The organism is Novosphingobium aquae (assembly GCF_037572715.1).
In the GTDB taxonomy this organism is placed as follows: Bacteria; Pseudomonadota; Alphaproteobacteria; order Sphingomonadales; family Sphingomonadaceae; genus Novosphingobium; species Novosphingobium aquae.
This window is the reverse complement of record NZ_JBBHJY010000006.1, coordinates 194011-219472: the sequence shown is the minus strand read 5'-3', so window position 1 is coordinate 219472 and position 25462 is coordinate 194011. Positions and strand designations below refer to the sequence as shown.

Sequence of the window (25462 nt, the reverse complement as noted above, 5' to 3'; positions counted from 1 at the left end):
TCGCACGAATTTACATGCCGCTCAGTCAAGCCGCATGGCGGTTTGCGTGAAACTGCGTTAATATAGGGCCAATTCCAGGGGGGCAGGAATTGGCGACGCAGCGCAAGACATCCCGCAGGGAAAAGCGCCCCGCGCCGCGCGGGTGGCGAGTGCTTGATCCGCGCACGGCCGATTGGTCGCTGCTGAGTTGGCGGCACAGCGCCCCTGCCTTTGCGCTGTTGCTCGGTGCCGACCAGCTTCCCACCGCCGATCCTGACAAGGCCGTTTGGAGCGAAGCACAGGTCGCGCATCTGCTGTTCGAAGCGCGGAACGCCCCGTTCGATGGCTTGCCCCAGCCCGATACCACGGCGCTGCGCAAGGCGATCAAGCGCGGGCAGCCCGGTGCGATCAATCGCAGCGCCAGCGACCTCGCGCTGTTGCTCGCCGGGCAGCACCTGCATGGCATCTCCGCGCCCGAAGAGCGGATCGAATGGTACATCATCGATACGGACCGCACCGAAGGGCTGGCGTCCGAGCTTACCGCTGCCCTGCGCGAAGACCGGCTGGGTGACTTCTTCGCCAGCCTGCGGCCCGCCCATCCCGACTATGCCATGCTGCGCACCACGCTCACCAGCGAGGACGATCCGCAGCGCCAGATCGCCCTGATGCGCACGATGGAGCGCTGGCGCTGGCTGCCACGCCAGCTGGGCGAGACGTTCGTGCTGGCAAATGCCGCCGGGTTCGAGGTCAACCTGTGGCGGGGCGGTGCCCACGTGAAACGCTGGGCGGCGATTTCCGGCAAGGCCAGCACGCAAACCCCTTCGCTGATGGCCGAGGCGGTGGCGGTGAACTTCAACCCGTGGTGGGAAGTGCCGAAGAGCATTGCCGAGGAAAGCGGGATGCGCGCGGGCGGGCGCTATGTCTGGGAGAAGAACCGCTTTCGCCAGCCGCCGGGGCCGGGCAATGCGCTGGGCCGGATGAAGGTCATCATGCCCAACACGCACAACATCTACCTCCACGATACGCCCAGCCGAGGCCTGTTCGGCGCGCAGAACCGCGCCTTCAGCCACGGCTGTATGCGGGTGGAGGACGCGCTGGGCTTTGCCGCAGCCCTGCTGGATGGGGCGCGCAGCCGCCAGCAGATCGACAAGCTGTTCGAAGCGGAAAAGCCACTGCCGGGGGCGCTTCGGTTGAAACCCGCCGAGCCGAAATCAACCGTCGTGCCGCTGCCGCAAAAGGTGCCGGTCTATGTCACCTACATGACCGTGACGGTGAAACCCGACGGCGCGCCGGTGTTCCACAAGGACATATACGGCCGCGACGCGAAGATCGCCTGGGTCCAGCCGCGCAGCGATCCGCAACTGGCACTTCAGTAGCCGCCTTCTTCGACCGTGTTGAATTGGGGGTGGATTTCCTTCCAACGGTACATCCAGTCCATCCCCTCTTTCGCGCGGACCAGATCGTCCTCGCGCGGAGCCAGCGCCTCGGTCGCGGCGCGGGCCACATCGGGCAGGACTGAACTGTCCCAACCCATCGTCTCGACTTCATCGGCAAGCGCGGTGGCACCGGCGCGGCGGAGCATGACGGGCAGCCGGTCACGCAGTGCAGAGCAAGTCCAGGGGATCATCGCCCCGTTGGTGTCGGGATCATAGCCCCACAGCGTGTTGTGCCCCAATGCAGGGTGGATGTAGTGGTAATGCAGCACCTTTCCGAACACGTCGAAACGCAGGTATTCCTCTGTCCGCGCGGCGTTGAACACATGGATCGAAGGGCCGCGCACCAAGCGCTCGGCAGAGTCCCCAAGCGCCCTCGCCTCGACCGCGATCGACACCGGGCCGGCATCGAACCAGCGCGAATGACGCTCGATCAGCGGGATCAGCATGAACTTGTGATACTGGCCGCGGATCGTCTCGACCGTGCGGTTGGAGCGCGGAATTTCGGCGTCGGCCATCGTGGTTCTCCCGTTGCCCCATTCCAACCCGGCAAAGGCGCAAGGTCAAATGCCGTCAGTCCGCAGCGGCGGCGGTATCGTCCGAAACGGCAAGAAACTGCGCCGGCTGACGGATCGCCGAATGCGGTGCGGGCCAGCCCTCGGGCAGGACCTCGCTGAACCAGATCAGCCGGCCATGGGCTTGTTCGGGCCGGATCGCGAACCGCGTTTCGGGCGCGCCGATCAGATCGAACCCACGCGATTTCAGATGGTTCCATGTCGCAGCCGCGTTCCTCACCTTGAAGGTGATACCGCAAATGCCCGCCTCGCCCGCACGCGGCGGAGACACCGCCTCCAGCACCGCATCGCCCATCAGGAAGGCCGCGCCCCTGCGGTCCTCACCCGGCAAGTCACGGCCTCCAAGTTCGCGCCAGCCGAACCTCCCCGCGAACAATGCCCGCGCCGCTTCCACCTCTTCGCAGGCCAGATCGACCGACAGCAGGCCTTCGATCCCCAGCGGATGATCATCACGCCACTTCTGTGGATTCCAGTCAGGTTTCAGGCGCGGATCGCCAGGCAGTTCGCCCTGCATCGCCTCGATCCGCATGCCCATCGCCTGCCGCTTGGTTATGAGGAAGTAATTGTTCTCCATCCCCCGGTCGTAATGCAGCTCGAAACCCTTCGAGCGGAACCACGCATCCGCCGCCTTCAGGTCAGCCACGCGAAAGGCAAGGCCTATCCAGCGGTTCGGCCCAGCAGAGCGGCGCAGCATATCGCCGAGCGGATTGCCGGCCTCCGCCCCCGGCCCGGCAGGCGCAATCGGGATGAGCATGGTATTGCCGACCACCATCAGCCGCTCCTCGCGGTCGAAGCGATATTTCGCCGTTTCGGGCGTGACCAACATTTCATAAGCGGTCTCGGCCCCGAACAGGTCGATGAAAAAGGCGTCGCAAGCCGCGCGGTCGGCATTGTCGGCGATAGCCCAGCTGATATGTGCGAGCGGCAGGCTGGCCACGGCGTCCTCCCCGGTTTGGTAATTCGTTACCTTGAACTTGGCGCGCGAGACGGCACATAGTCCACCCTGCACAGGAGATTTACCGCATGGCCGATGCCTATGTTCCGCCCCGCGTCTGGGCGCCCAAGCCGTCTGACAACCCCTTTGCCAATATCAACCGCCCGGTCGCCGGGCCGACGCACGAAGCGGAATTGCCGGTCGGCCGCCATCCCTTCCAGCTTCATTCGCTGGGGACGCCTAACGGCAAGAAGGTGACGATCATGTTCGAGGAGCTGCTCGAGGCGGGCCATCCGGCAGACTACGATGCCTGGCTGATCGACATCATGAAGGGTGACCAGTTCTCCACCGGCTTCGTGGCGGCCAACCCCAATTCGAAGATCCCCGCGCTAGTCGACCGGTCCGGACCCGTGCCGGTGCGCGTGTTCGAATCGGGATCGATCCTGCTCTACCTTGCCGACAAGTTCGGTGCCTTCATCCCCGCCGAGCCCGCCGCCCGCGCCGAGTGCATGTCGTGGCTGTTCTGGCAGATGGCGGGGCAGCCGTTCATCTCGGGCGGGTTCGGGCATTTCTACCACTATGCCCCGGTGAAGATCGAATATGCCATCGACCGCTATGCCATGGAAACCAAGCGCCTGCTCGACGTTGCCAACCGCCGGCTGGGCGAGGCGGAATACTTCGCCGGGGACACGTACACCATCGCCGACATGGCCGTGTTCCCCTGGTACGCCGGGCTGATGGCCGGCACGACCTATGGCGGCGCGGGCGAATTCCTGTCGCTCCACGAATATGAGGGCATCGCCCGCTGGATCGATACCGTCGGCGCGCGCCCGGCGGTGCAGCGCGGCTTGCTGGTCAACGATCGCAATGTCATGCCTGAACGGCACGAAGCGTCAGACTTCGATGGCATTGTGAAAGAGGAAACCTGATGAGCGATGAGGCCCTGCCGCCCGGCGCGATCCGCCTGCCCGGCCGTGTAATTCCGCTGCCCGCAACGATCAGCGAAGAGGCGCGCGCCTTTCTCGCCAATCCGATGTTCGGCGGCGAACAGGAGATGCCGGCGCTAGGTGACCTCGATGGCTGGCGGCGGCATTGCGCGGAAAGCAACGCGCGCATGACCGCAATGATGAAGATGCAGCGCGCCGGGATCGCCTTCGAATCCGAGGTGATCCGCCTGTCGCACGCCGATCTTTATGACATCCTCCCCGCGACTATCGCGGCGGTCGATGCGGCGGTGCTCTACATCCACGGCGGGGCCTTTATCGTCGGCGGCGGCGAGGCGGCGGCGCTGGCGGCGGCGCAGATCGCCGACATGGCCGGCCTGCGCACCTTTTCGGCCGATTACCGGATGCCGCCCGACCATCCGTTCCCGGCTGGTCTTGAAGACTGCGTCGAGGCCTATCGCTTCCTGCTGGAACGATACGCCCCCGAACGGATTGTCATTTACGGCGGTTCGGCCGGCGCAAATCTGGCGGTCACCACGATCATCAAGGCACGCGACGAATGCCTGCCCCTGCCCGCCGCCTGCGTGCTCCATTCGCCGGTCACCGACCTGCGCCAGATCGGCGACACGATGACCACCAATGCCGAGATCGACGTGATCCTGAAGCGGCCGGGCGAGTGGCTGCCCGAGCTCTATTCGGGCGGGCATGACCTCACCGATCCCTATCTCTCGCCGATCTTTGCCGATTTCTCCAAGGGCTTCCCGCCCACCGTGCTGACATCGGGCACGCGCGACCTTCTGCTGTCCGACACCGTCCGCCTCCACCGTGCGCTGCGCAGCGTCGGGGTCCGCGCCGACCTGCACGTGTGGGAGGCCATGTGCCACGGCATGGCCCACACCGCGCCCGAAGCGCAAGAGCTGCTGGGTGAACACCTGTCCTTCATGCGCGAGGTGCTGGTCCTCAACTGACAGGGTCGGGGCTGAACCCCCTTTCCTTCCCCGCCAATCTTGGCTAGGCGGCGCTTCCCGCATGGTGGGGCGTCGCCAAGTGGTAAGGCACCGGTTTTTGGTACCGGCATTCGCAGGTTCGAATCCTGCCGCCCCAGCCAGTCCCTTCGCTCAGGCTTGAGCGGACACGAGCGAACTCGGCACGGCGATTAGTTCTGCCACGCCAACTACAGATTGCGACAAATTCGACCTTGACCAGCGGGCGCAAAGGCCGCTCCAAGCGCCTATGGCGTTCGAATCCCTGCAAAGGCCCTCCCCCCGCGGCGCAATCACGGCTTTCCTCTCCATCGCAGCCCTGCTGACGCTGGCGGGTTGCGGCGCATCGAAAGACGCCAAGGGGGGCCCTGACCGCGGCACTCCGCAAGTCGGTTACCGCGTGATGCAGCCCACCACGGCGCCAATCGTCGCCGAATTGCCGGGCCGGCTGTCCGCATCGCGCAGCGCGGAAGTTCGGCCCCAGATCACCGGCATCATCCAGGCACGGCTGTTCACCGAAGGCGCGCTGGTCCGCGCCGGTCAGCCGCTCTACCGCATCGATTCGCGCCTCTACCGTGCCTCGGTCGCGCAAGCGCAGGCCAACCTTGCCAGCGCGCAGGCCAGCGCTTCGGCCACGGCAGCCAAGGCCGCGCGCTACAAGCCGCTGGCCGAAGCGGGCGCGGTCGCCTCGCAGGACTATACCGACGCAGAAGCCTTCGCGCGGCAAGCTCGCGCCGGTGTCGCGCAAACTCAGGCCGCGCTGAACACGGCGCAGATCAACCTGCGTTTCACCACTGTTCCCGCGCCGATCACCGGCCGCATCGGCCGCTCGCTGCTGACCGAAGGCGCGCTGGCCACCAGCGGACAGGGCGATCCGCTGGCGGTGATCTCGGTCCTCGATCCGATCTATGTCGATCTCCAGCAAAGCGCGGCAGACCTGCTCAAGCTGCGGGCCCAGCTGGCGCAGAACGGCCAGACGCCGGCCTCGGCGGTAGTCTGGCTGCTGCTCGATGACGGCACCCGCTATCCCATCGCCGGCACCCTCGCCTTTGCCGAAGCGACCGCCAATCCGTCGAGCGGCACAGTGACCCTGCGCGCGCGCTTCGCCAATCCGCAAGGGATGCTGCTGCCGGGAATGTTCGTCCGTGCGCGGCTTGAACAGGGCAGCCAGTCGGGCGTGTTCCTTGTGCCGCAGTCCGCGCTGAGCCGCGATCCGCGCGGCAATGCGCAGGTTCTGCTGGTGGGCAAGGATGGCAAGGCCGAGGCGCGGCCAGTCACCGCGCTGCGCACCGAAGGCAGCGACTGGGTCGTTTCCGCCGGGCTCAAGGCGGGTGACAAGGTGATCACCCAGGGTCTGGGCAAGGCGCGCGCCGGCCGGCCGGTCAAGGCGGTTCCCGAAGGCGCTCCGCAAAAGCCGGCCTCCGGCAAGCCCAAGTCCGGCTGACCGGGCATGTCGCGGATCTTCATCGACCGGCCGATTTTCGCCTGGGTCATTGCCATCATCACCATGCTGATTGGCGGGATCAGCCTGTACACCCTGCCGGTCGAGCAATTCCCCGACATTGCCCCGCCGCAAGTCAACATCCGCGCCAACTATCCCGGCGCTTCGGCGGTCACTCTGGAATCCAGCGTCACCCAGATCATCGAGCAGCAACTCACCGGGATCGACGGCCTGCTCTATTTCAGCTCGACGTCCAGCGCGCGCGGGTCGGTCAACATTTCGGCGACCTTCGAAAAGGGCACCGATCCCGACATTGCCCAGGTTCAAGTGCAGAACAAGGTCCAGCAAGCGCTCAGCCGCCTGCCGCAGCAGGTCCAGCAGCAGGGCGTGACCGTCACCAAGTCCAACCCCGACTTCCTGATGATTGTCGGCATGTCCGACACGACTGACCGGTCGACCAATATCGACGTTGCCGACTACATGGTGACCAACCTGCAGGATGCCATCGGGCGGATCGAAGGCGTCGGTGAAACGCAGATGTTCGGCACGCAATATGCGATGCGGGTCTGGCTCGACCCCGCCCGTCTCGCCGGGTTTTCCTTGATTCCGGGCGATGTCATATCCGCGATCAACACGCAGAATGCCGAGGTTACCGCCGGCGAAGTGGGCGGCACGCCTTCGCCGCCTGGGCAGATGCTCAACGCCACGATTACCGCGCAGTCCCGCCTGCAGACGCCTGAACAATTCGCCAAGATCGTGGTCAAGACGCTGCCCGACGGCTCGATCGTCTCGCTGCGCGATGTCGCGCGGATCGAACTGGGGGCCGAGAATTACGGCGTGACCAGCCGGCTCAACGGCCATCCCGGCTCGGGTCTGTCGGTCAGCCTCTCCCCCGGGGCCGACGCGCTGTCCACCGCCGCGCGCGTCAAGGCCGAAGTCGCGCGCCGCTCGGCCGATTTCCCGGAAGGCTATGTCGCCGATTTCCCGCAAGATTCGACCATCTTTATCGAGAAGTCGATCGAGGACGTGGTCATCACCCTGTTTGAGGCGGTGGCGCTCGTGGTCATCGTCATCTTCGTCTTCCTGCAGAGCTGGCGCGCCACCCTGATCCCGGCGATCGCCGTGCCGGTCGTGCTGCTCGGCACCTTTGCCTTCATGGCGCTGGCCGGATTCACCATCAACACGCTGACCCTGTTCGGCATGGTGTTGGCAATCGGCCTGCTGGTCGACGATGCCATTGTCGTGGTCGAAAATGTCGAGCGCCTGATGGCCGAAAACCCGGGCATGACCCCGCGCGAGGCGACGATCGAATCCATGCGCGAGATCAGCACCGCGCTGGTCGCCATCGCGCTGGTGCTCTCCGCCGTGTTCCTGCCGATGGCGTTTTTCGGCGGCTCAACGGGCGTGATCTACCGCCAGTTCTCGCTGACCATCGTCGTTGCCATGGCGCTGTCAGTCGGCGTTGCCCTGATCCTCAGCCCGGCGCTGACCTCAACACTGCTGAAACGCCACGAGGACGAGGACAAGGACGGTTTCGTCGGCCGCAATCTGGCCCGGATGCGGACCTGGTTCGATCGCGATTTCGCCAGGCTGGTGAGCTGGTACCATGTCCGTGCGGTCAAGGTGGTTGAACACAAGCGGCTGTGGCTGGGGGTCTTCGCCGGTATCGTCGTAGCCATGGGACTATTGTTCCTGCGCCTGCCGACCGGGTTCCTGCCCAACGAGGATCAGGGGATGATCCAGATCCAGTTCCAGCTGCCCGCTGGCGCCACGATCGAACGGACCCGCGCCGCCCAACTTGAGATCGAAAAGACCCTGCGCGAAACCGAGGGCAAGAACATCGACGCGCTGATGGTCGTGGCCGGCGGTGGCGGACAGGGCGCGGGCGGCCAGAACAACGGGCGCGGTTACATGGCATTGGCTGACTGGGATGATCGCAAAGGTGCCGAAAACGTGGCGGATGCTATCGCCCGCCGTGCCACTCAGGCGCTGTCGGGCCTGCGCGACGTGGAATTCTTCGCCACCGTCCCCGCTTCAGTTCGCGGGCTCGGCCAGTCATCGGGCTTCTCGGGCGAACTGCTCAATTCGGGCGGGCTGTCCCGCGCGGAGTTCCAGAAGGTTCAGGATGACATTGTCGAAGCTGCGCGCAAGGACCCGGCGCTGGCCAATGTCCGCCTTGGCTCGCTGCCCGATCAGCCGACGCTCAAGATCGATATCGATACGCAGAAACTGGCGGTTCTCGGCCTGACGCAGAGCGATGTCACCACCACGCTGTCGGCGGCCTGGGGCGGGCGCTACGTCAACGATTTCATCGACCGCGGCCGGGTCAAGCGGGTCTATGTCCAAGGCGATGCGCAGTACCGGGCCAAGCCGGAAGACATGGCGCAGTGGCAGGTGCGCGGATCGTCGGGCCAGATGGTGCCGTTTTCCGCCTTCTCGACGATCTCGTGGGATGTCGCGCCAACCTCGCTTGGCCGGTTCAACGGCGTGTCGAACTACTCGCTCAACGGGCAGGCCGCGCCGGGGGCTTCGTCGGGCGAGGCGATGGATGCGATCCAGAAAATCGTCGACGGGTTCAGCGGCGTTTCGCTCGATTGGTCGGGCATTTCCTATCAGGAGCGGCTGTCTTCCGGACAGGCGCCGATCCTTTACGCGCTGTCGCTGCTGGTGGTTTTCCTTTGTCTTGCTGCACTTTACGAGAGCTGGACGGTGCCGCTCGCGGTGCTGCTGGTGATCCCGCTCGGCTTGATCGGCGCGATCCTGGCGGTGACGGTGCGGGGCCTGCAGAACGATGTCTATATGCAGATCGGCCTGCTGACCACGATGGGGCTGGCGGCGAAGAACGCCATCCTGATGATCGAATTTGCCGAACAGGAAGTGAAGAAGGGCAAGCGCATTATCGACGCCGCGCTGGAAGCCGCAAGGGTCCGGCTGCGGCCGATCCTGATGACCAGCGCCGCCTTCATTTTCGGCGTCCTGCCGCTCGCGATTGCCAGCGGAGCCGGGGCGAACAGCCGCATTGCCATCGGTACGGCGGTGATCGGCGGGATGTTGACGGCGACGGTGCTGGCCGTGCTCTATATCCCGTTGTTCTTCGTCATGGTTCGCCGGGTGACGCGTGATGGCGTGGGCGGTCTGCGCAAGAAATACGATGGGCCGAGCGACGAGGTGCAACAATGATCCTGCGCCATTGCGCCTCGCTGCTGGCGATTACCGCGCTGGCGGGCTGCTCTTTGCAACCGGCTTACAACCGCCCTGCAACGACCGTGCCTCCCACCTGGCCCGTCGGCGACGCCTATCTTCGCCAGAGCGAGGCGGCGCTGCCCGACTATCAGTGGCGCACCGTGTTCACCGACCCGCGATTGCAGGCGGTGATCGCGCAGGCCTTGTCCAACAATCAGGACGTCCAGATCGCCGCTGCCAACATCGCGTTGGCCCGGTCGCAATATCAGGTCCAGCGCGCCGAGCTGCTCCCCACGCTTGATGCCGGGGCCGGCCTGTCGCGTAGCGACAATGGTTCGGGGGCTTCCACGCAGGCGCGGGCCGAGCTTTCCATCACCGGTTACGAGATCGACCTGTTCGGCCGCATCAAGTCGCTGGGCGATGCCGCGAAGAACCGCTACCTCGCCAGCGAAAGCGCCGCCCGGGCGACCAAGCTGGTGCTGGTCGCCGACGTGGCCGAGGCATGGCTTGCCTATGGTGCCGACTCCAGCCTGCTGGCGCTGGCCAGGGACACCGCCGCCGCCTCGCGCGAGAGCCGGCGGATTGCCGATCTGCGCTACAAGGGCGGCATCGCCCCGCTGTCCGACGTGCGGCAGGCCGAGATTGCGCTGACCACGGCCGAGGCCGATGTCGCCAACCAGACGACGCTGGTGGCGCAGGATCTCAACGCGCTGCGGTTGCTGGTGGGCGCGGAGGTGGCGAGTGAGAACCTGCCGCTCTCGATTGACGATGCCTCTGGCCGGATTGCCGAAGTGTCCGCCGGGCTGAGTTCCGAAGTCTTGCTGCGCCGGCCCGACGTGGTCGAGGCGGAATGGCAGCTGCGCGCCGCCAATGCCCAGATCGGCGCGGCGCGGGCGGCGCTGTTTCCGCGCATCAGCCTCACAAGCGTGCTCGGCCTTGCCTCCAACGCGCTTGGCGGGCTGTTTTCGGGCGGCAATTTCACCTGGTCGGCGGGAGCCAATGCCGGCTATTCGATCTTCTCGGGCGGCGCGGGCAAGGCCAATGTCCGGGTGAGCGAGGCCCAGCGCGATGCCTCGCTCGCAGGCTATCGCAAGGCGATCCAGACCGCCTTTGCCGATGTCGCCGATGTCCTCGCGCGGCGCGGCACGATCGATGCCCAACTGGGCGCATCCAAGGCCGGCAGCTTCGCCGCGAACGACAATCTGCGGCTGGCCGAAATGCGCTATCGCGGCGGGATCGACAATTACCTGCAAGACCTGACCGCCCGCCTTGCCAGCTATAACGCCGGTCGGACGCTGGTGCGGACCAAGCAGCTTGCCGCGAGCAACCGCGTGGCGCTTTATCGCGCGGTCGGGGGTGATGGGTCGCTTTAAGGCGGCGCGGTCCAGCTTCCCACACCCGCTCACCCTGAGCCTGTCGAAGGGTGCTGGCACCCCGCCCGACTGTTGCGCAACATCCTTCGACAAGCTCAGGATGAGCGGGGTTGGGGTTCGGGCCAGCAAATGGCGGCGGCAGATCAGGACCAAATAAAACGCCAGGGGGCCTGTAAGCCGGGTTCTGTAGTGCGGACGGTATCCCAATCGAGACCGTATCCTCACTGGCAGCCATTCCTCTAGGCGAACCGTTGCCGGAACGCTCAAGCAACCAACCCGGGCGGTCGATGCGAAACACATCTGCCAGTTCTTGCGAGCTGACGCGCCGCCCCTATTCGGTCTTGCTCCGGATGGGGTTTACCATGCGGGTTCTGTTACCAGCCCCCCGGTGCGCTCTTACCGCACCCTTTCACCCTTACCTCGAAATACATCGAGGCGGTCTGCTCTCTGTGGCACTTTCCCTGGACTTCGCCAGCAAGCTGACTCGTCCGGCGGGCGTTACCCGCCATCCTTGTTTCGTGGAGCCCGGACTTTCCTCGGCGCTAGCAAGCTAACGACGCGGCTGCCCGGCCCCCTGGCGGGTCGGGATGTAGGGGATGGCGGGGGGACAAGCAAGGATTTGGGGTTTTGGGGCGGTTTGTCTGCTGACGACAACATTGCGGACTGATCGCACGCAGGTATACTCGGCGAGTGGGCAAGGCTGAACGACGTTCACAGCAACTAGACCGAATGGAAGCCGAGTATCGTTCCAAACTCCGTGACGCTCTCCAGAAGTGCGCTGAAGGCGAATAGGGCCTGTTCGGTCAGAACGACCATCTCGGATGTAATCAGAGCAGCGGTGCTCTGGACGATCTCAGGGATACAGCTGCGAGCGTTAATGCGTTGAGACAGCGATTGGGCGAGCCATCCTATGCACTTCACGATGAGTTTGAAGCGGCGCGCGGCAGAGGCGATTCAAACCAACTGGGTGAACCCCGATTGGCTAAAGCTTGGCTTGAACGGCTTGAGGTCCAGTAGGTCCGCACCCAGGCCCATTGCAGACATTGCGGGATTCGGCATCTTCATTCATATGACTCTACCGCCCACCAAAGCCGAGCGAATGGAAATACGCAAGCAACTGGGCAATCGCTCAATTCCCGAGCCCCGCGTCCCGCCCCTACACCGAGGTCCCGATTACCTGACGGCGCATGCGTGCTTCGCCTGTCGCAAATCATGGAAGCTTTCCGAAGACAGCGCCGCAGTATGTCCTCAATGCGGCAAATATGCCCATTTCATGGGTCGGGCGTTCAAAGCCCCAAAAATGTCCGACAAAGAGCAATGGAAAAAGGTCGAGACGCTGTGGCTTGCAGGTTATCGCTTCTTTCCGAACACCGGCTGGCGAGAGGTGGAACCCTATCCTGATCGATTGCGCGAGGTGGACGGATTCATCAGGTGTAATCCGATGCATCCGTTTCGAGTGCAGGACTAAGGTCCGCTTTCCGGCCCTTGCCTCACGCTACCTCGCCTTCCCCGCATCCCGCTGGAGCAGCAGCTCAAACAACAGCGCCGAAATCTCGCCATCAATCTCGCCGGTAATCCGCTCGGGCCGCCAGCGCCGCTCGAAGGCTCTCACCGCCGCCGGGCCATCGGTGATGTCATAGCCGAACCGCTCGAGCGCCAGATAAAACGCCCCGTCATTATCGAACACCAGCCGCAGCGACGGGCGGGGGGCGGGGATGGCGAGTTTGTGCCGCGCCAGCCGTTCCCACGGGAACAGTTCGCCCGGATCGGCCTTGCGCGCCGGGGCAATGTCCGAATGGCCGACCACGTTCGAGCGCGAGACGCCGTGGCGCTTCTTGATGTCGGAGAGCAGCGGCAGCAGCGCCTCGATCTGGGCTTCGGGGAAATCGCGGTAGCCGAATTCATGCCCCGGATTGACCAGTTCGATGCCGATGCTGGCCGAATTGACATCGGTGATCCCGCGCCAATAGCTCTTGCCGGCGTGCCAGGCGCGGTTTTCCTCGGCGACCATCTGGGTCACCAGACCGCCCTCGTCGATCAGGTAGTGCGCGGAAACGCCGGCTTCCTCGCTGCACAGCCGCTCGAGCGCCTCATCGGCGCTCTGCATCCCGGTGTAGTGCAGCACGATCATCGTGACGGGCAATTCGCGCGCGTTGAAATTGGGCGAAGGCACCTGCCGGTGCACCAGCCAGTCGCGCATCGAGCCCAACCGTTCAGGCTCCGGGAAGCACGGCGCCGAGCACCAGCGCCCCGTCGCTCAGTGCATATTGCACGCCGCCGCCCAGTTCCTGCGCCACCGCCTGAATCAGCGCGGCAGGGGCCGTGCGGGACGAGAGGTGTTCCTCCGGCAGCGATCCTTCGAGCGCCTTGCCCACCGTCTCGTCAAAGGCGATGCGCTGCCCGGTGGCGCGCACGACGATCTCGCTCGCGCCGTCGTTGAGTTCGGCCCCGACTTCCAGCGTGCCGCCGCGCACCAGCGCTTCCATGCCGAACAGCGAAAGGTTGAGCAGCACCTTGACCGCCGGCTTGGGCAGCGCTTCGGCCGCGACATTCCATTGCAAGGTGATGCGTTCGTTGTTGCTTACCAGCCCTTCGACCAGCGCGCGCGGTTCGGCCACCGGCACCATTTCACCAAAGCCGCCCGCCGCACCGAAGGCGAGCCGGAAGAACTTCAGTTTGTCGGCGCTGGTCTTGGCGCTCTGTTCGAGCAGCTCGACGATACGCTTGCGCATTTCGCCGTCGCGTTCCTCGGCGAGGAGTTCCAACCCGTTCGACAGCGCGCCCACCGGGCTGAGCATGTCGTGGCACAGCCGCGAACAGAGCATGGAAGCAAGATCGATGGCGGAAATGGTCATGTGCGGTCCCTGTAAACCCTTGAGACCTCCCTTACATCCCTGAGACTCGCGTGGAAAGCGCTTCGAAGCCCCCCGACGCGTCACGCCAGAATGTCACCTCTCCCCCGGCTGCGATGGCCCAGACGCGGCCATCACCGCTGGCGTGCTGGCAGTCGGTCCCAGAGGGCAGCGGATGGCCTTCGGGGTGCGAATGCCAGTAGCCGATCAGCGCCTCTCCCCCGGCGCGTTCGGCGCGGTGGGCGGCGATCAGCGCGGCGGGATCGATCTCGAAGTGGCGCAGCGGATTGGTGGCCACGTTGGCGCAAAGCTGTGCGCGTTCGATAAAGCCGGCGCGCCCTAGCAGCAGCCCGCAAGCCTCGCGCGGGTGTTCGCGCGCTGCAAATTCGAGAACTGTGGCAATTGCGCCACTTGTCACGACGAGGTCGGTTCCCATCTGCATGACATGGGGGACGTCGAGTCAGTTCTGCAAGGCATTATCGCCAATGGCGGCGAGCGGCTCGACAAGGCGCTCAGCTCCGCCACCGGGCTGTCGCGCGAACGCATCAAGACACTGATGGGCGAAGGGCGGGTGGACCTTGCCGGCAAGGTCGCCAGCCAGGGCTCGCTCAAGGCGGCTGAAGGCGCGGAATGGACCATCCGCGTCCCTGCCGTGGCCGCTTCGGAAGCGCAGGCGCAGGATATTCCGCTGAACATCGTGTTCGAGGACGAACACCTGATCGTGATCGACAAGCCCGCCGGGCTGGTCGTCCATCCCGCCGCCGGGAATCTGGATGGCACGCTGGTCAATGCGCTGCTCCACCATTGCCAGGGGCAGCTGTCGGGCATCGGCGGCGTAGCGCGGCCCGGCATCGTCCACCGCATCGACAAGGATACCTCAGGGCTGCTCGTCGTCGCCAAGACCAATGCGGCGCACGAAGGGCTGGCTCGCCAGTTCGCCGACCATTCGATCGAACGCGCTTACATTGCGCTGGTCGGCGGTCGTCCGAAGGTGCTGGAAGGCACGATCGCCACCCATCTTGGCCGTTCGACGCATGACCGCAAGAAGATGGCCGTGCTCCACGAAAAGGATCTGCGCGGCAAGCATGCGGTCACCCATTACAAGGTGCTGGAAATGCTGGGGCACTCCGCCATGGTGGAGTGCCGGCTGGAAACCGGGAGAACCCACCAGGTCCGCGTTCACATGGCGTCCATCGGTCATTCGTTATTGGGTGATCCGGTGTACGGCAGGAACCCCGCCCCCTTACGCGCGTTGTTGGAGCGAATCGGTTTTCGCAGGCAAGCGCTCCACGCCGCCATTCTGGGCTTCGAACACCCGGTGACTGGCCAGACCGTGCGGTTTTCCAGCTTGTTACCCGCCGATATGGAGGCGCTGTTGGTCGAATTAAGATGATTTTTTCGCCGTAATTTGCTATGACAGTTCCCGTGGCTGCCGCGCGGGGATGCCTAGAAAGGGTCTCCAATGGGCAAGCCGACAGTGAAAGGACGATTGAAGACGATGTCCGACTTTGACAGCACCCCGCAGGGTAACCTGCCTGCTACGCCGACTACCATGCCTGCTCTGGGTGGTGAGGCGAGCCTCAACAGGTATCTCAGCGAAATCAAGAAGTTCCCCATGCTGACGCCGGAAACGGAATATATGCTCGCCAAGCGTTATGCGGAACATCAGGACCCCGAAGCGGCCAAGCAGCTGGTTACCAGCCACCTGCGACTCGTGGCGAAGATCGCCATGGGCTATCGCGGCTATGGCCTGCCGGTGTCCGAACTCATTTCCGAAGGCAACATCGGCCTGATGCAGGGCGTCAAGAAGTTCGAGCCCGATCGGGGGTTCCGTCTGGCGACCTATGCGATGTGGTGGATCAAGGCCTCGATCCAGGAATTCATCCTGCGCAGCTGGTCGCTCGTCAAGATGGGCACCACGGCGGCGCAGAAGAAGCTGTTCTTCAACCTGCGCCGGATGAAGAAGAACCTCGACGCCTATGAGGATTCGGATCTTCACCCCGATCACCTGAAGCTGATCGCCACCAAGCTTGGCGTGTCCGAGCATGAGGTGGTCAACATGAACCGCCGCATGATGATGGGCGGCGATGCTAGCCTCAACGTCAGCCTCAACGAGGAAGGCGAAGGCCAGTGGCAGGACGTGTTGGCCGATGAAGGCCCGCTGCAGGACGAAACTGTCGCCGAAGCGCAGGAAGCGGGCTTCCGCCATGCCCTGCTGCTCGAAGCGATGGACAGCCTCAACGACCGGGAAAAGCATATCCTCACCGAGCGCCGCCTGATCGACGAACCCAAGACGCTTGAGGAACTCTCGCAGACCTACAACGTCAGCCGCGAACGCGTCCGCCAGATCGAGGTGCGCGCCTTCGAAAAGCTGCAGAAGGCCATGCTGAGGATCGCCGGCGAAAAGCACCTGATCGCTGCCTGATCCCGACTTAAATACCGGAAGGCCCGCCTGCGCACCCGCGCGGGCGGGCTTTTCCTTATCAAGTCATTGCCAGCAAGCTGCCATGCCCGTTAGGATCGCGCGATGAAGCGCCGCCTGCGTCTGCCCAGCCTGCCCCGTCCCGGCCCGAATCGTGGCTGGCTCTATCGCTTCTCCTGGTGGGTGGCGCGCGGCTTCATCTGGTTCGTGATGATCAGCCTTGGTCTGGTGATCCTGTTCAAATGGATGCCGGTGCCGGTCACCGCGACCATGGTCATGGACCCGCGCGGCTTCGAGAAGGACTGGACCCCGCTCAGCCGGATCGACCGCAACATGGTCGCCGCGGTGATCGCCGGGGAGGACGGCAAGTTCTGCACGCACAACGGTTTCGATACCGAGGCGATGCAGAAGGCGTGGGAGCGCAACCAGCGCAGCAAGCGCGTGCGCGGCGGCTCGACGATCAGCCAGCAGACCGCGAAGAACGTCTTCCTGTGGCAAGGCGGCGGCCTGTTCCGCAAGGGTCTGGAGGCATGGTTCACCGTGCTGATCGAGAACATCTGGGGCAAGCGGCGGATCATGGAGGTCTACCTCAACGTCGCCGAAACCGGCATCGGCACTTACGGAGTGGAGGCCGGGGCGCAGCGCTATTACAAGCACTCTGCGGCAAGGCTCAGCCGGATCGAGGCGGCGCGGATTGCTGCGGCGCTCCCCAGCCCGAAGAAGCGCGACGTCGTCGATCCCGGCGGCTTCACCCGCCGCCACGGCAACACCATCGCGGCGCGCACGTCGGTGATCAAGACGAGCGATTATGATGGCTGTGTCTATGACTGAGCAGCGATTCGTTCTTCGATAAACGCGCAGGTTGCAGCGAACACCCCCACTGCGCCGGGGGCTTCGGCATCTCGCGTCACGGCGACATGGTCCATTCCCGAAACCTCAAGCAACCGCGCCTTGCCTCCCAGCCGCGCCGCCATCGACCTGGCATCATCGATCAGCACTTCGCCTGATCCGACAGAGATCAGCGTGGGCGGGAAGGCCGCCGGATCGGCGAGCAACGGCGAGGCCAGTGGATGTGCCGGGTCCGCGCCCTGAAGGTAAAGCGCGGCGGCAGCCTCCGCCGAAGTGCGCGAGAACAGCGGGTCGCACTCCGCATTGGCATCATAGCTCAGCGCAGTGACCGACAGGTCGAGCCAGGCCGAATGGAGAATCAGACCGGCGGACTTTCCGCTCCGCAGCGAGGGGATTGCAGCGGCAATGCCTCCGCCCGCCGAAGCGCCCGATATCAGGCGCGCCACGTTTGCCGGCATGGCGTCAAAGGCGGCAAGTCCGTCGTACAGCCCAGCCGGAAACGGATGTTCAGGGGCCAGCCGATAGCGCGGCAGCAGCACTTCGACACCGCAGGCGTCGGCCAGTGCTTCGCCAAAGGGGCAGTCCATTTCGGGCATACCAAGCCGGTAACCGCCGCCGTGAAAATGCAGCACGCGCCCGCGCACTGTGCCAAGTGGAGCTACCCGCAGTACTTCGCAGCCACCAAGTCGCAGCACCGCCACCGGCCGCCGCGTCGCCCACTTGCCACTCGCGCAGGCCGCCTCCGCCCCGGCGCGCAGGGCTGTGATTTCCGCCGGCGCCGGGAAGCCCGTACGCTCGGGCGGCAGGCCGTTCACTTCGCCGCCTGAACCGACGCCTCAAGGCTGCGCGCCATCCGCGAGGCACCGGCTTTCTTCAGTTCCGGGATCACGTAATCGCCCAGCAGGCCGATCGATTCCCTCACCGCTTCATGCGTCAGATGGCCGAAATTGACATAGCACAGCACCTGATCGACGCCGGCCTCCTCATAGCGAAGGAACTTGGTGAGGCATTCCTCGGGCGTGCCGACGATGACCATGTCTTCCTTGTCGAACTGGGTGATGTCGAAGTCGCCGTCGGCCTGCTTTTTCAGCAGCGGAAAAGCCTTGTCCTGCGCTTCGGGCGGCAACAGGTTCAGCTCCCACTTGAGCAGGAATTCGGCAACCGTCGTGTACCACCACCACATCGATTCCCACAGCTTGTTCGCCTCGAAATCGGCGCGCGAGCGGGCGCAGTGGACCAAAGTATAGGTGCCCACCTTGTTGGTGTGCACGCCGGTCAGCGGCTTGGCGCGGCTCTGGCCTTCTTTGTAGACAGCGAGAATCTCGGCCAGCTTGTCGAGCGGGGTCATGATCGAGAAGCACAGCAGGCCGAGGCCATTCTCGCCCGCAAACCGCGCGCTTTCATGGCTTGATGCGGCGAGCCAGACCGGCGGGTGCGGGTCTTGCCATGGCTTGGGCGTGACCATGCGCGGCGGGAACTTGAGGAACTCGGAATCCTCCGAATAATACTCTTTCTCCCACATGCCGACCACGGTCCGCGCCGCTGCCAGCATCTTTTCCTTTGAGCGCTGAATGTCGACGCCGAAGGCCGTCTGCTCCATCGGCGTCGATCGGCCGATACCCCATTCGACCCGCCCCCGGCTGAGCACGTCGACCGTCGCGACCTTCTCCGCGACGCGCGCCGGGTGGATGAATTCGTGCGGCATGAGCGTCACGCCAAACCCGAGCCTGATGTCCTTGGTGATCTGGCTGAGCGCGCCGAGCACGGCCTCCGAACAGGGCATGTGGCTGCGCCCTTCGCGGAAGTGATGCTCCACGCACCACACGGTCGAAAAGCCCTTCTGGTCGGCCAACACGATCTGTTCGATGGCGTCGTGATAGCCCTTGCGCTCGGCCTCGCGCTGGCCCCACGGGTGCGGCTTCGCCCAAGGTTGCGGCGCTTCGAATTCGTAGAGCAGTCCCAGTTCCATCAGCGTGATCCCTGCTGTTGAGCGGCAACTTCCTTGCGCGATTTGCGGGCACCGGCGCAGAACTTGGTTGAGAGCGCGCGGTCGATGGTCAGGGTCTGGCCCGAGATGCCCGCGGCTAGGTCCGACAGCAGGAAGACGATCGGCCAGGCCATCTCGTCGGTGCTGACGAAGACCACGTTGCTGCTGCCCGTATCGACATTCGCCGGCGGGATGCGCACCCGCACCCGTTCCGACAGAACGCCTCCCGGATTGACCGTGTTGGCGCGAATGCCGAATTCGCCCCACTCGTTGGCCATCGTGCGGGTGAGCGCGGAGATGCCAGCCTTCGCCGCGCCGTAAGGCCCGTGCCACGGCGCGGAGGTGAGCGACGAGACCGACCCGATGTTGACCAGCGCCCCGGGCAGGTCGCGGTCGATCCACGCCTTGGCGGCATCGCGGCAGATGCGAAACACATATTCGAGGTTGAGGTTGAGCGTTGCCCGGAACGATTCGAGCGGGGTTTCATCGAGTGGCCGCCATTCGTCCTCGCGCGTGCCGCCGGCAACATTGACAACGCCGTCCAGCCGGCCGTGGCGGGCGAAGATACGCTCGATCAGGCCATCGGTGGCTGCCGGATCGGTTAGGTCACAGACCAGCGCCTGCGCATCGCCGCCCGAGGCCCGGATTTCCGCTGCCGTTTCGTCCACCAGGGCCTGATCGTAATCGAGCACGATAACGCTCGCCCCCGCAGCCGAGGCCTGCCGCGCGGTCGCGCCGCCGATGCCGCCGCGCGCCGCGCCGCAGATGAGGATGACCTTGCCGGTCAGGTCTATGGCAATGGACATCAGGCAAGTCCTCCCGAAAGATCGCCGAAACCGACGCGGACGAAACTCGCCCCCTCGTCCTCGGTTCGCAGGCTGTAGGTGGTATCCTTCGCGACATAGATCGCATCGCCAAAGCCGAGTTTTTCGCGCCCGTGGAACAGCGCGCCCGACAGGACGAAAAGCACTTCGTCCTCAGGGTGGCTGTGCGGCGGTTCGTGGTGGTGGGGGCGATATTCGGTGCGCTGCATGTTGGGCATGCCGGGGCCGTGGCTGAGCAGGCGCTTGAAGCGCAGCCCGGCATCGCCGTCCGCATACTTCGCCTGCCAGTCGGGCCGCACCTCTTCCCAGGGGGTTGCGGCATCGTGCATGACGATCACCTTGGCCATCGCGTCTCTCCCACGCTTGTGTCTGCCTGAGAAACTGACGCGATCGGCCCGCGCTGGCCAGAGCCAAACCGCATTGCAGCGCGTCCAGACACCTTGACCCAAAGGCATCGCCGGGGCGCAGACTTGCGGCGCATAGCCGCTTGCCAAGTTGGCGAAACTTCGCACCTTGCGAATCTGGCCGCAGCGCCTTAGTGAACAACACTGTTGATTATAAACAGGCCGCAAAAAGGGCCCGGGAGATACCATGGACTGCAAGCCCACCGATGTGCCGTCGGCCGATGAACTCGATATTCCGGCCCTGCGCGCAAAGTATTATGCCGAGCGGGACAAGCGCCTGAATTCCAAGCTGGGCGGGCAGTACATCCACGATGGCCCGGGTCAGTTGCACGACCTGTACAACACCGATCCGCACATGTCGGTCGCCCCGCGCGATCCGGTGAGCGAAGAGCTTGACGTCGCCGTTCTCGGCGCCGGCTTCGGCGGGGTCATGGCCAGCTATTACCTGACGCAGCAGGGCGTCACCAATTTCCGCAACATAGACCACGCGGGCGACTTTGGCGGCGTGTGGTACTGGAACCGCTACCCGGGCATCCAGTGCGACAACGAAAGCTACTGCTACCTGCCGCTGCTGGAAGAAACCGGCTTCATGCCCTCGCGCCGGTTCGCGCCGGGGCCGGAGATCATGGGTTATATCCGTCTCATCGCCGAGAAATACGGATTTGCCGACAAGGCCCTGTTCCACACCCTGATCACTTCGCTGCGCTGGGACGATTCGATCCAGCGCTGGCGCGTGGCGACGGACCGCGGCGATGAAATCCTCGCCCGCCACGTGGTCATGGCCTGCGGCGTGCTCAACATGCCCAAGCTGCCAGGGATCAACGGCATCGCCAAGTTCAAGGGCAAGATGTTCCACACCAGCCGCTGGGAATACGATTACACCGGCGGTTCGTGCGACAATCCGGTGCTCGACAAGCTGGCTGACAAGCGCGTTGCCATCGTCGGCACCGGTGCCACGGCGATCCAGGCCGTGCCGTTCCTCGCCAAGAGCGCCAAGCACCTCTACGTCGTGCAGCGCACCCCTTCGTGCGTCGATACCCGCCCCAACCCGCCGACCGATCCCGACTGGATCGCCAGCCTCGAACCCGGCTGGCAGCAGGAACGCATCGCCAATTTCCAGCGCCACGCGATGGAAATGCCCAAGCCCGGCGAGCCTGATCTGGTCTGCGATTTCTGGACCGAACTCAACCGCAACCTGTTCGCCCAGATGGCAGAAGAGGGCTGGCCCGAGCTTTCGCCCGAAGAGTTCATGGCCAAGCGCGAAGTCGTCGATTACCAGATCATGGAACGCTTCCGCCGCCGTGCCGACGAGCTGATCAGCGACCCGGATCTGGCCGAAAAGCTTAAGCCTTACTACCGCTTCCTGTGCAAGCGCCCGCTCTCCAGCGATACGTTCTATCCCGCGTTCAACCAGCCCAACGTGACGCTGGTCGATACGTCGAACACGCAGGGCCTTCAGGAAATCACCGAGAAGGGCTTCATCCAGGACGGCGTCGAATACGAGGTTGATTGCATCATCTTCGCATCGGGCTTTGAAGTGTCGAGCGAGCTGGAACGCCGCTGGGGCTTCGATGCTGTCGATGGCCGCAACGGCGCCTCGCTCTACGATCACTGGCGGCGCGGCGCGAAGACGCTGCACGGCGTGACGACCAACGGTTTCCCGAACATGTACTTCATCGGCTACATCCAGGGCGGCCTCAACGGGTCGGTTACCGAGCAGTTCGGCCGGCAGGCAGAACACGCAGCCTGGATCATCGGCGAGACAAAGCGGCGCAGTCTGGCCGTTGCAGAGACCACGAAGGAAGGCATGGAAGCCTATTGCAACCACTTCGCCGAGATCGAGATCGACGTGTCCGCCTTCCAGGCCGAATGCACGCCGAGCTACTTCTCGAACGAAGGGCAAAAGGACGCGCCGTGGTCGCTGTTCCGCGCCTATGGTCACGGCTGGGATGCATGGCGGGGGCTGATCGAGGGCTGGCGCGATGAGGGCCAGTTCAAAGGCATGGAACTGCGCTGAGGAGGATGGACATGACCGACCGCGTGATCACCGACGAGGATATGGACCGCGAGGTTCTGGCGACCTACGGCAACGAGGCCTTCCTCAGCCCCGAATATCTCGAGGCCGAAAAGCGGCTGCTGTGGCCCAAGGTCTGGCAGATGGTCGAGCGGCTGGAAGACCTGCCCGACGTGGGCGACTGGCTGACCTACAACGTTGCCGATGAATCGGTGATCGTCGTGCGCGTTGCGACAGGCGACAGCGGCGAGGCGTTCCGCGCCTTCCACAACGTCTGCCCGCACCGTGGCCGCCAGCTCGTCTCGGTGCCGGACCACTTGCCCGGCCTTAACAGCAAGAGCGACCAGCCGGTTCATTCGGTGCGCGGCAAGAACCGCAAGAATTTCATCTGCGGCTTCCACGGCTGGACCTTCAACACGGAAGGGCAGAACACCTACATCCTCGACCCGCAGGACTGGCAGAACCGGCTGACCGCCGAACTGACCTGCCTGTCGACCGTCAAGGTCGGCACATGGGGCGGCTATATCTATATCAACATGGACCCGGACAGCGAGACGCTGGAAAGCTTCATGGGCCGCGCGGGCGAGATCCTGAGCCACTTCGACCTCGCGAAAATGCGCTACAAGTGGCGGCAGTGGGCGATCTATCCGTGCAACTGGAAGACCGCGATCGAGGCCTTCCTTGAGCCCTACCACGTTGCCGGCACCCACACGCAGCTGCTCGCCTATGGCAACTATTACGCCATGTCGAAGCAGTACGGCTGGCATTCTGTATCGAGCTACGACACCCGCGACGTCGACTTCCAGATGAACGAGGCGAGCGGCACTACCCGCGCCGGCAAGGGCGACGATCCGCGCCGTTCGACCTATGAACTGATCCGCGAGAACTACGAGACGGTGAACTTCTCCGCCAGCACCGAAACGCTGGTCAACGCCGCCAGCCGCCTCGTCGAGGAACTGCCCGAAGGCACACCGGCGCAGGAAGTCATCGCGCACTGGATGGCCTCGGCCAAGGCAGACGATGCCAAGCGCGGCGTGATCTGGCCTGAGATTCCCGGCGATGTCATGGCCGAAGCCGGCCTCGCCTGGGGGCTCTGGCCAAACCAGAACATCCTCCACGGCGTAACCTTTGCCCTCTGCTACCGCGTGCGCCCTTACGGCGACGATCCCAACAAGTGCGTGTTCGAGAGTTACGCGCTCGAACGCTTCCCCGAAGGCGAAGAGCCGCAGACCGAATGGGTCTATGCCAAGCCGACGGCGGAGAACTGGGGATCGGTTCTGGAGCAGGACTTTTCCAACATGGAATTCGTCCAGAAGGGCATGAAAAGCTCGGGCTTCCGCGGCACCCTGCCCAATCCGCATCAGGAGCAGAAGGTGATCAACCTCCACCGCAACCTCGCGCGAATGCTTGAAGGCCGCGGCGCGCCCAAGCCGCTTTTCGACAGCAACTGAGTTCCCGCGAAGGCGGGAACTCAGGCGGCGGTGCGCTCCCGCAGCAGGCACTCGGCATGTGCCAGCGCCTGAGGGGTATCGACGTCGAACAACTCGCTGTCGCTGCAATCCAGCAATGCGAGTCCGTCGATCGAACGAAGGATTGCGCCCGCGCCTTGGTCCCGTTCAAGCCGCACCCGGTTCTCCAGGGCTCGAACCGGTATCAAGGCTGGCACTCCGGCGTATCCTTCCGGATAACGGCACCCGGCCGCCTCACCGGCTTCGATCAGTCGGCGCAGCAAGTCACTCGTGACCAATGGCATGTCGGCGAGCATGAACAAGACCCTTCGAGCGCCCCGACGCCGGGCGGCCCGGGCAGCGCAGATGACCGAAGTGCTCATGCCTTCGCTGGCGCGGGAATTGCGGACAACCTCACACGTGACGAAATCCGGTGCCGCATCCCCCGCAATCCACACCAGCGGCAGCTCCATCGCTTGCGCCGCCTCCAACGCCCACTGCCCCAGCGGCTTCCCTGCACAGGACTGCGACAGCTTGTCCGCCCCAAAGCGGCTGGCGCGGCCTGCTCCGAGCAAGGCAATCATAATATCGGCTGGGCGGCTCATGGTCGCACCTGAATTGCGCTAAGCTTGGCTCAACGGCAAGTCGGGAGAAGGTGGTTGAACCGGATCGAGGGTCTGCTCGAACGCGCACGGCAAGCGGCGCAGTTTGATGATTTCGGCGCGGATGGCTGGCAAGAGGGGCTTGAGCGGCTGGTCCATTCGGCCGAGCGCGAGGCGCATCATACCCAGATGGGCGCGGCCGTGTTTGACGGCATGGTCACCGACCTGCTCAAGCAGCGACTGCAGGTGGAAAGCTGGTATGCCCGCCATCCCGAGATTGATGACGAGCAGATCGTTACCCCGCTGATCGGCCTTGGCCTGCCGCGCACCGGATCGACCGCCTTTTCCTGCATGCTGGGCGAAGACCCCGCCGTCCGCACCCTGCGTACCTGGGAGCCGATGCAGCTTTGCCCGCCGCCCGAAACCGCGACATACAATACCGATCCTCGCATCGCGCTCGCTGAAGCATCGATGAAAGTGCGCGACGAACGCTTTCCGCGCGCGAAGCAGATGCTGCCCAGCACGGCGACCTCACCCACCGAATGCCAGCTGATCATGGGCATGGATTTCAAGGCGCAGATTTTCCAGGCGATGCATCAGGTGCGCAGCTACGTCGATTGGCTGCACCACGAGGCCGACCTCAAGAGCACCTATCGTTGGGTGAAGCACGCGCTGAAACTGCTACAATGGCGCTGCCCTTCGGCGCTTGGCCCGCACACGCATTGGCGGCTGAAGAACCCCAGCCACATCCTGTGGATCGACGATCTGAACGCCGTGTTTCCCGACGCCCGCTTCTGGATGACGCACCGCGATCCCGCCGATGTCATAACCTCGGTCGCGGACCTCTATTACGAATATACCAAGCCCTTCGCCGACAGCGTCGACAAGGACTGGCTTGGCGCGGTCAACATCGAATATTGCGAGCTTGGCATGAACCGCGTCATCAAGTTCCGCGAAGGCGCGAACGACGCGCGGTTCTTCGACGTGAAATTTGCCGAATTCCAGGCCGATCCCTGGCCCCCGATCGAGGCACTCTATCGCTGGCTGGGCGAAGACCTCACCCCGCAGGCGCGCGAAGGCATGCGCCACTGGCGCGAGGATACCCCGAAGGACAAGCACGGCACCCGCCAGATCGACCCGGCCGATTACGGGCTCGACAAGGCGGCGCTGCGGGAACGTTTCACCTTTTACCGGGAACGCTTCGGGATCTGACTG

Annotated in this window: 23 protein-coding genes, 1 tRNA gene and 1 other RNA gene; 14 read left to right on the top strand and 11 right to left on the bottom strand. The window is 64.3% G+C overall.

All coding sequences use genetic code 11. The features are described 5' to 3' along the window. The first annotated feature begins 89 nt into the window (after positions 1-89). Positions 90-1355 carry a L,D-transpeptidase family protein gene (locus WG900_RS13150; RefSeq protein ID WP_339967693.1) on the top strand — a complete coding sequence of 422 codons (1266 nt, stop codon included), beginning with the start codon at positions 90-92 and terminating at the stop codon, positions 1353-1355. On the opposite strand, the gene WG900_RS13145 is transcribed toward WG900_RS13150, so the two are convergent. Together WG900_RS13145 and WG900_RS13140 are read right to left on the bottom strand one after the other, a co-directional pair. Continuing rightward, positions 1349-1930, bottom strand: a complete 582-nt coding sequence (locus tag WG900_RS13145; RefSeq protein ID WP_339967692.1) for a DUF7700 domain-containing protein — start codon at positions 1928-1930, stop codon at positions 1349-1351. The two genes, WG900_RS13150 and WG900_RS13145, sit on opposite strands and share 7 nt — an antisense overlap. Before the next feature lie 55 nt (positions 1931-1985). Further along, the gene (locus WG900_RS13140) at positions 1986-2924 is read right to left on the bottom strand and encodes a VOC family protein (RefSeq protein ID WP_339967690.1); all 939 of its coding nucleotides are present in this window, start codon (positions 2922-2924) and stop codon (positions 1986-1988) included. Positions 2925-3010: 86 nt separating this feature from the next. Here WG900_RS13140 and yghU point away from each other — a divergent pair, with 86 nt between their 5' ends. The 6 genes from yghU to WG900_RS13110 all read left to right on the top strand — a co-directional run bounded on the left by yghU (position 3011) and on the right by WG900_RS13110 (position 10845). Beyond that, positions 3011-3850: a glutathione-dependent disulfide-bond oxidoreductase gene (gene yghU / locus WG900_RS13135; RefSeq protein ID WP_339967689.1), complete on the top strand. Its 840-nt coding sequence runs from the start codon at positions 3011-3013 to the stop codon at positions 3848-3850. Continuing rightward, positions 3850-4833 carry an alpha/beta hydrolase gene (locus WG900_RS13130; RefSeq protein ID WP_339967687.1) on the top strand — a complete coding sequence of 328 codons (984 nt, stop codon included), beginning with the start codon at positions 3850-3852 and terminating at the stop codon, positions 4831-4833. Before yghU ends, WG900_RS13130 begins: the two co-directional genes overlap by 1 nt. A gap of 65 nt (positions 4834-4898) precedes the next feature. Beyond that, positions 4899-4973: transfer RNA gene (locus WG900_RS13125), tRNA-Gln, on the top strand. A 125-nt stretch (positions 4974-5098) separates the two neighbouring features. Continuing rightward, the gene (locus WG900_RS13120) at positions 5099-6292 is read left to right on the top strand and encodes an efflux RND transporter periplasmic adaptor subunit (RefSeq protein ID WP_339967686.1); all 1194 of its coding nucleotides are present in this window, start codon (positions 5099-5101) and stop codon (positions 6290-6292) included. A gap of 6 nt (positions 6293-6298) precedes the next feature. Then, positions 6299-9469 (top strand): multidrug efflux RND transporter permease subunit, encoded by a 3171-nt coding sequence (locus tag WG900_RS13115; RefSeq protein WP_339967685.1) that lies wholly within the window; start codon positions 6299-6301, stop codon positions 9467-9469. Beyond that, positions 9466-10845 (top strand): efflux transporter outer membrane subunit, encoded by a 1380-nt coding sequence (locus WG900_RS13110; RefSeq protein WP_339967684.1) that lies wholly within the window; start codon positions 9466-9468, stop codon positions 10843-10845. The genes WG900_RS13115 and WG900_RS13110 overlap by 4 nt, the downstream gene beginning before the upstream one ends. Before the next feature lie 157 nt (positions 10846-11002). Here WG900_RS13110 and rnpB read toward each other — a convergent pair. Further along, positions 11003-11423: RNase P RNA component class A (gene rnpB, locus WG900_RS13105), an RNA gene on the bottom strand. A 491-nt stretch (positions 11424-11914) separates the two neighbouring features. Between rnpB and WG900_RS13100 the strand changes: the two genes are divergently transcribed. Then, positions 11915-12313, top strand: coding sequence for a hypothetical protein (locus tag WG900_RS13100; RefSeq protein ID WP_339967683.1), 399 nt, complete (start codon positions 11915-11917; stop codon positions 12311-12313). Between the two features lie 27 nt (positions 12314-12340). On the opposite strand, the gene WG900_RS13095 is transcribed toward WG900_RS13100, so the two are convergent. From WG900_RS13095 to WG900_RS13085, 3 genes are read right to left on the bottom strand one after another with little or no spacing between them, the layout of a single operon-like run. Next, a complete protein-coding gene (locus tag WG900_RS13095) occupies positions 12341-13045 on the bottom strand; it encodes an N-acetylmuramoyl-L-alanine amidase (RefSeq protein ID WP_339967682.1) in 705 nt (234 codons plus the stop codon). Positions 13046-13058: 13 nt separating this feature from the next. Further along, entirely contained in the window at positions 13059-13700 is a 642-nt protein-coding gene (locus WG900_RS13090; RefSeq protein ID WP_339967681.1) for a histidine phosphotransferase family protein, read from the bottom strand. Positions 13701-13731: 31 nt separating this feature from the next. Next, positions 13732-14139 carry a M67 family metallopeptidase gene (locus tag WG900_RS13085; protein ID WP_339967680.1) on the bottom strand — a complete coding sequence of 136 codons (408 nt, stop codon included), beginning with the start codon at positions 14137-14139 and terminating at the stop codon, positions 13732-13734. Positions 14140-14142: 3 nt separating this feature from the next. Here WG900_RS13085 and WG900_RS13080 point away from each other — a divergent pair, with 3 nt between their 5' ends. The 3 genes from WG900_RS13080 (at position 14143) to mtgA (ending at position 16950) form a co-directional block, all read left to right on the top strand. Beyond that, on the top strand, positions 14143-15090 hold the full coding sequence (locus WG900_RS13080; protein WP_339967679.1) for an RluA family pseudouridine synthase: 948 nt from the start codon (positions 14143-14145) through the stop codon (positions 15088-15090). Between the two features lie 105 nt (positions 15091-15195). After that, positions 15196-16122: an RNA polymerase sigma factor RpoH gene (gene rpoH, locus WG900_RS13075; protein ID WP_339967678.1), complete on the top strand. Its 927-nt coding sequence runs from the start codon at positions 15196-15198 to the stop codon at positions 16120-16122. A gap of 102 nt (positions 16123-16224) precedes the next feature. Further along, positions 16225-16950 carry a monofunctional biosynthetic peptidoglycan transglycosylase gene (gene mtgA, locus WG900_RS13070; RefSeq protein ID WP_339967677.1) on the top strand — a complete coding sequence of 242 codons (726 nt, stop codon included), beginning with the start codon at positions 16225-16227 and terminating at the stop codon, positions 16948-16950. Here mtgA and WG900_RS13065 read toward each other — a convergent pair. Genes WG900_RS13065 through WG900_RS13050 form a run of 4 tightly spaced genes read right to left on the bottom strand, consistent with a single transcriptional unit; the run spans position 16941 to position 20126 of the window. After that, entirely contained in the window at positions 16941-17783 is an 843-nt protein-coding gene (locus tag WG900_RS13065) for an alpha/beta hydrolase fold domain-containing protein (RefSeq protein ID WP_339967676.1), read from the bottom strand. The two genes, mtgA and WG900_RS13065, sit on opposite strands and share 10 nt — an antisense overlap. After that, positions 17780-18937 (bottom strand): LLM class flavin-dependent oxidoreductase, encoded by a 1158-nt coding sequence (locus WG900_RS13060; RefSeq protein ID WP_339967675.1) that lies wholly within the window; start codon positions 18935-18937, stop codon positions 17780-17782. Before WG900_RS13060 ends, WG900_RS13065 begins: the two co-directional genes overlap by 4 nt. Next, complete coding sequence (locus tag WG900_RS13055; protein WP_339967673.1) at positions 18937-19761, bottom strand: SDR family NAD(P)-dependent oxidoreductase; 825 nt, start codon at positions 19759-19761, stop codon at positions 18937-18939. Before WG900_RS13055 ends, WG900_RS13060 begins: the two co-directional genes overlap by 1 nt. Next, positions 19761-20126, bottom strand: coding sequence for a hypothetical protein (locus WG900_RS13050; protein WP_339967672.1), 366 nt, complete (start codon positions 20124-20126; stop codon positions 19761-19763). The genes WG900_RS13055 and WG900_RS13050 overlap by 1 nt, the downstream gene beginning before the upstream one ends. A 244-nt stretch (positions 20127-20370) precedes the next feature. Between WG900_RS13050 and WG900_RS13045 the strand changes: the two genes are divergently transcribed. Beyond that, entirely contained in the window at positions 20371-22200 is a 1830-nt protein-coding gene (locus tag WG900_RS13045) for a flavin-containing monooxygenase (protein ID WP_339967671.1), read from the top strand. Positions 22201-22211: 11 nt separating this feature from the next. Next, a complete protein-coding gene (locus WG900_RS13040; RefSeq protein ID WP_339967670.1) occupies positions 22212-23648 on the top strand; it encodes an aromatic ring-hydroxylating oxygenase subunit alpha in 1437 nt (478 codons plus the stop codon). A gap of 20 nt (positions 23649-23668) precedes the next feature. Here WG900_RS13040 and WG900_RS13035 read toward each other — a convergent pair whose 3' ends face one another. Then, complete coding sequence (locus WG900_RS13035) at positions 23669-24250, bottom strand: nucleotidyltransferase family protein (RefSeq protein WP_339967669.1); 582 nt, start codon at positions 24248-24250, stop codon at positions 23669-23671. A gap of 54 nt (positions 24251-24304) precedes the next feature. Between WG900_RS13035 and WG900_RS13030 the strand changes: the two genes are divergently transcribed. Then, complete coding sequence (locus tag WG900_RS13030; RefSeq protein WP_339967667.1) at positions 24305-25459, top strand: sulfotransferase family protein; 1155 nt, start codon at positions 24305-24307, stop codon at positions 25457-25459. The last annotated feature ends 3 nt before the right edge of the window (positions 25460-25462 follow it).

Excerpts from the sequence above, each read along its gene's own strand:
- WG900_RS13120 (WP_339967686.1), top strand. The coding sequence starts at position 5,099 with ATGGCGTTCGAATCCCTGCAAAGGCCCTCCCCCCGCGGCGCAATCACG.
- rpoH (WP_339967678.1), top strand. The coding sequence starts at position 15,196 with ATGTCCGACTTTGACAGCACCCCGCAGGGTAACCTGCCTGCTACGCCG.
- WG900_RS13145 (WP_339967692.1), bottom strand. The coding sequence starts at position 1,930 with ATGGCCGACGCCGAAATTCCGCGCTCCAACCGCACGGTCGAGACGATC.
- WG900_RS13115 (WP_339967685.1), top strand. The coding sequence starts at position 6,299 with ATGTCGCGGATCTTCATCGACCGGCCGATTTTCGCCTGGGTCATTGCC.
- WG900_RS13035 (WP_339967669.1), bottom strand. The coding sequence starts at position 24,250 with ATGAGCCGCCCAGCCGATATTATGATTGCCTTGCTCGGAGCAGGCCGC.
- WG900_RS13060 (WP_339967675.1), bottom strand. The coding sequence starts at position 18,937 with ATGGAACTGGGACTGCTCTACGAATTCGAAGCGCCGCAACCTTGGGCG.
- WG900_RS13090 (WP_339967681.1), bottom strand. The coding sequence starts at position 13,700 with ATGACCATTTCCGCCATCGATCTTGCTTCCATGCTCTGTTCGCGGCTG.
- WG900_RS13110 (WP_339967684.1), top strand. The coding sequence starts at position 9,466 with ATGATCCTGCGCCATTGCGCCTCGCTGCTGGCGATTACCGCGCTGGCG.
- WG900_RS13085 (WP_339967680.1), bottom strand. The coding sequence starts at position 14,139 with ATGCAGATGGGAACCGACCTCGTCGTGACAAGTGGCGCAATTGCCACA.
- WG900_RS13130 (WP_339967687.1), top strand. The coding sequence starts at position 3,850 with ATGAGCGATGAGGCCCTGCCGCCCGGCGCGATCCGCCTGCCCGGCCGT.
- mtgA (WP_339967677.1), top strand. The coding sequence starts at position 16,225 with ATGAAGCGCCGCCTGCGTCTGCCCAGCCTGCCCCGTCCCGGCCCGAAT.
- WG900_RS13055 (WP_339967673.1), bottom strand. The coding sequence starts at position 19,761 with ATGTCCATTGCCATAGACCTGACCGGCAAGGTCATCCTCATCTGCGGC.
- yghU (WP_339967689.1), top strand. The coding sequence starts at position 3,011 with ATGGCCGATGCCTATGTTCCGCCCCGCGTCTGGGCGCCCAAGCCGTCT.
- WG900_RS13045 (WP_339967671.1), top strand. The coding sequence starts at position 20,371 with ATGGACTGCAAGCCCACCGATGTGCCGTCGGCCGATGAACTCGATATT.
- WG900_RS13040 (WP_339967670.1), top strand. The coding sequence starts at position 22,212 with ATGACCGACCGCGTGATCACCGACGAGGATATGGACCGCGAGGTTCTG.
- WG900_RS13095 (WP_339967682.1), bottom strand. The coding sequence starts at position 13,045 with ATGCGCGACTGGCTGGTGCACCGGCAGGTGCCTTCGCCCAATTTCAAC.
- WG900_RS13100 (WP_339967683.1), top strand. The coding sequence starts at position 11,915 with ATGACTCTACCGCCCACCAAAGCCGAGCGAATGGAAATACGCAAGCAA.
- WG900_RS13050 (WP_339967672.1), bottom strand. The coding sequence starts at position 20,126 with ATGGCCAAGGTGATCGTCATGCACGATGCCGCAACCCCCTGGGAAGAG.
- WG900_RS13080 (WP_339967679.1), top strand. The coding sequence starts at position 14,143 with ATGGGGGACGTCGAGTCAGTTCTGCAAGGCATTATCGCCAATGGCGGC.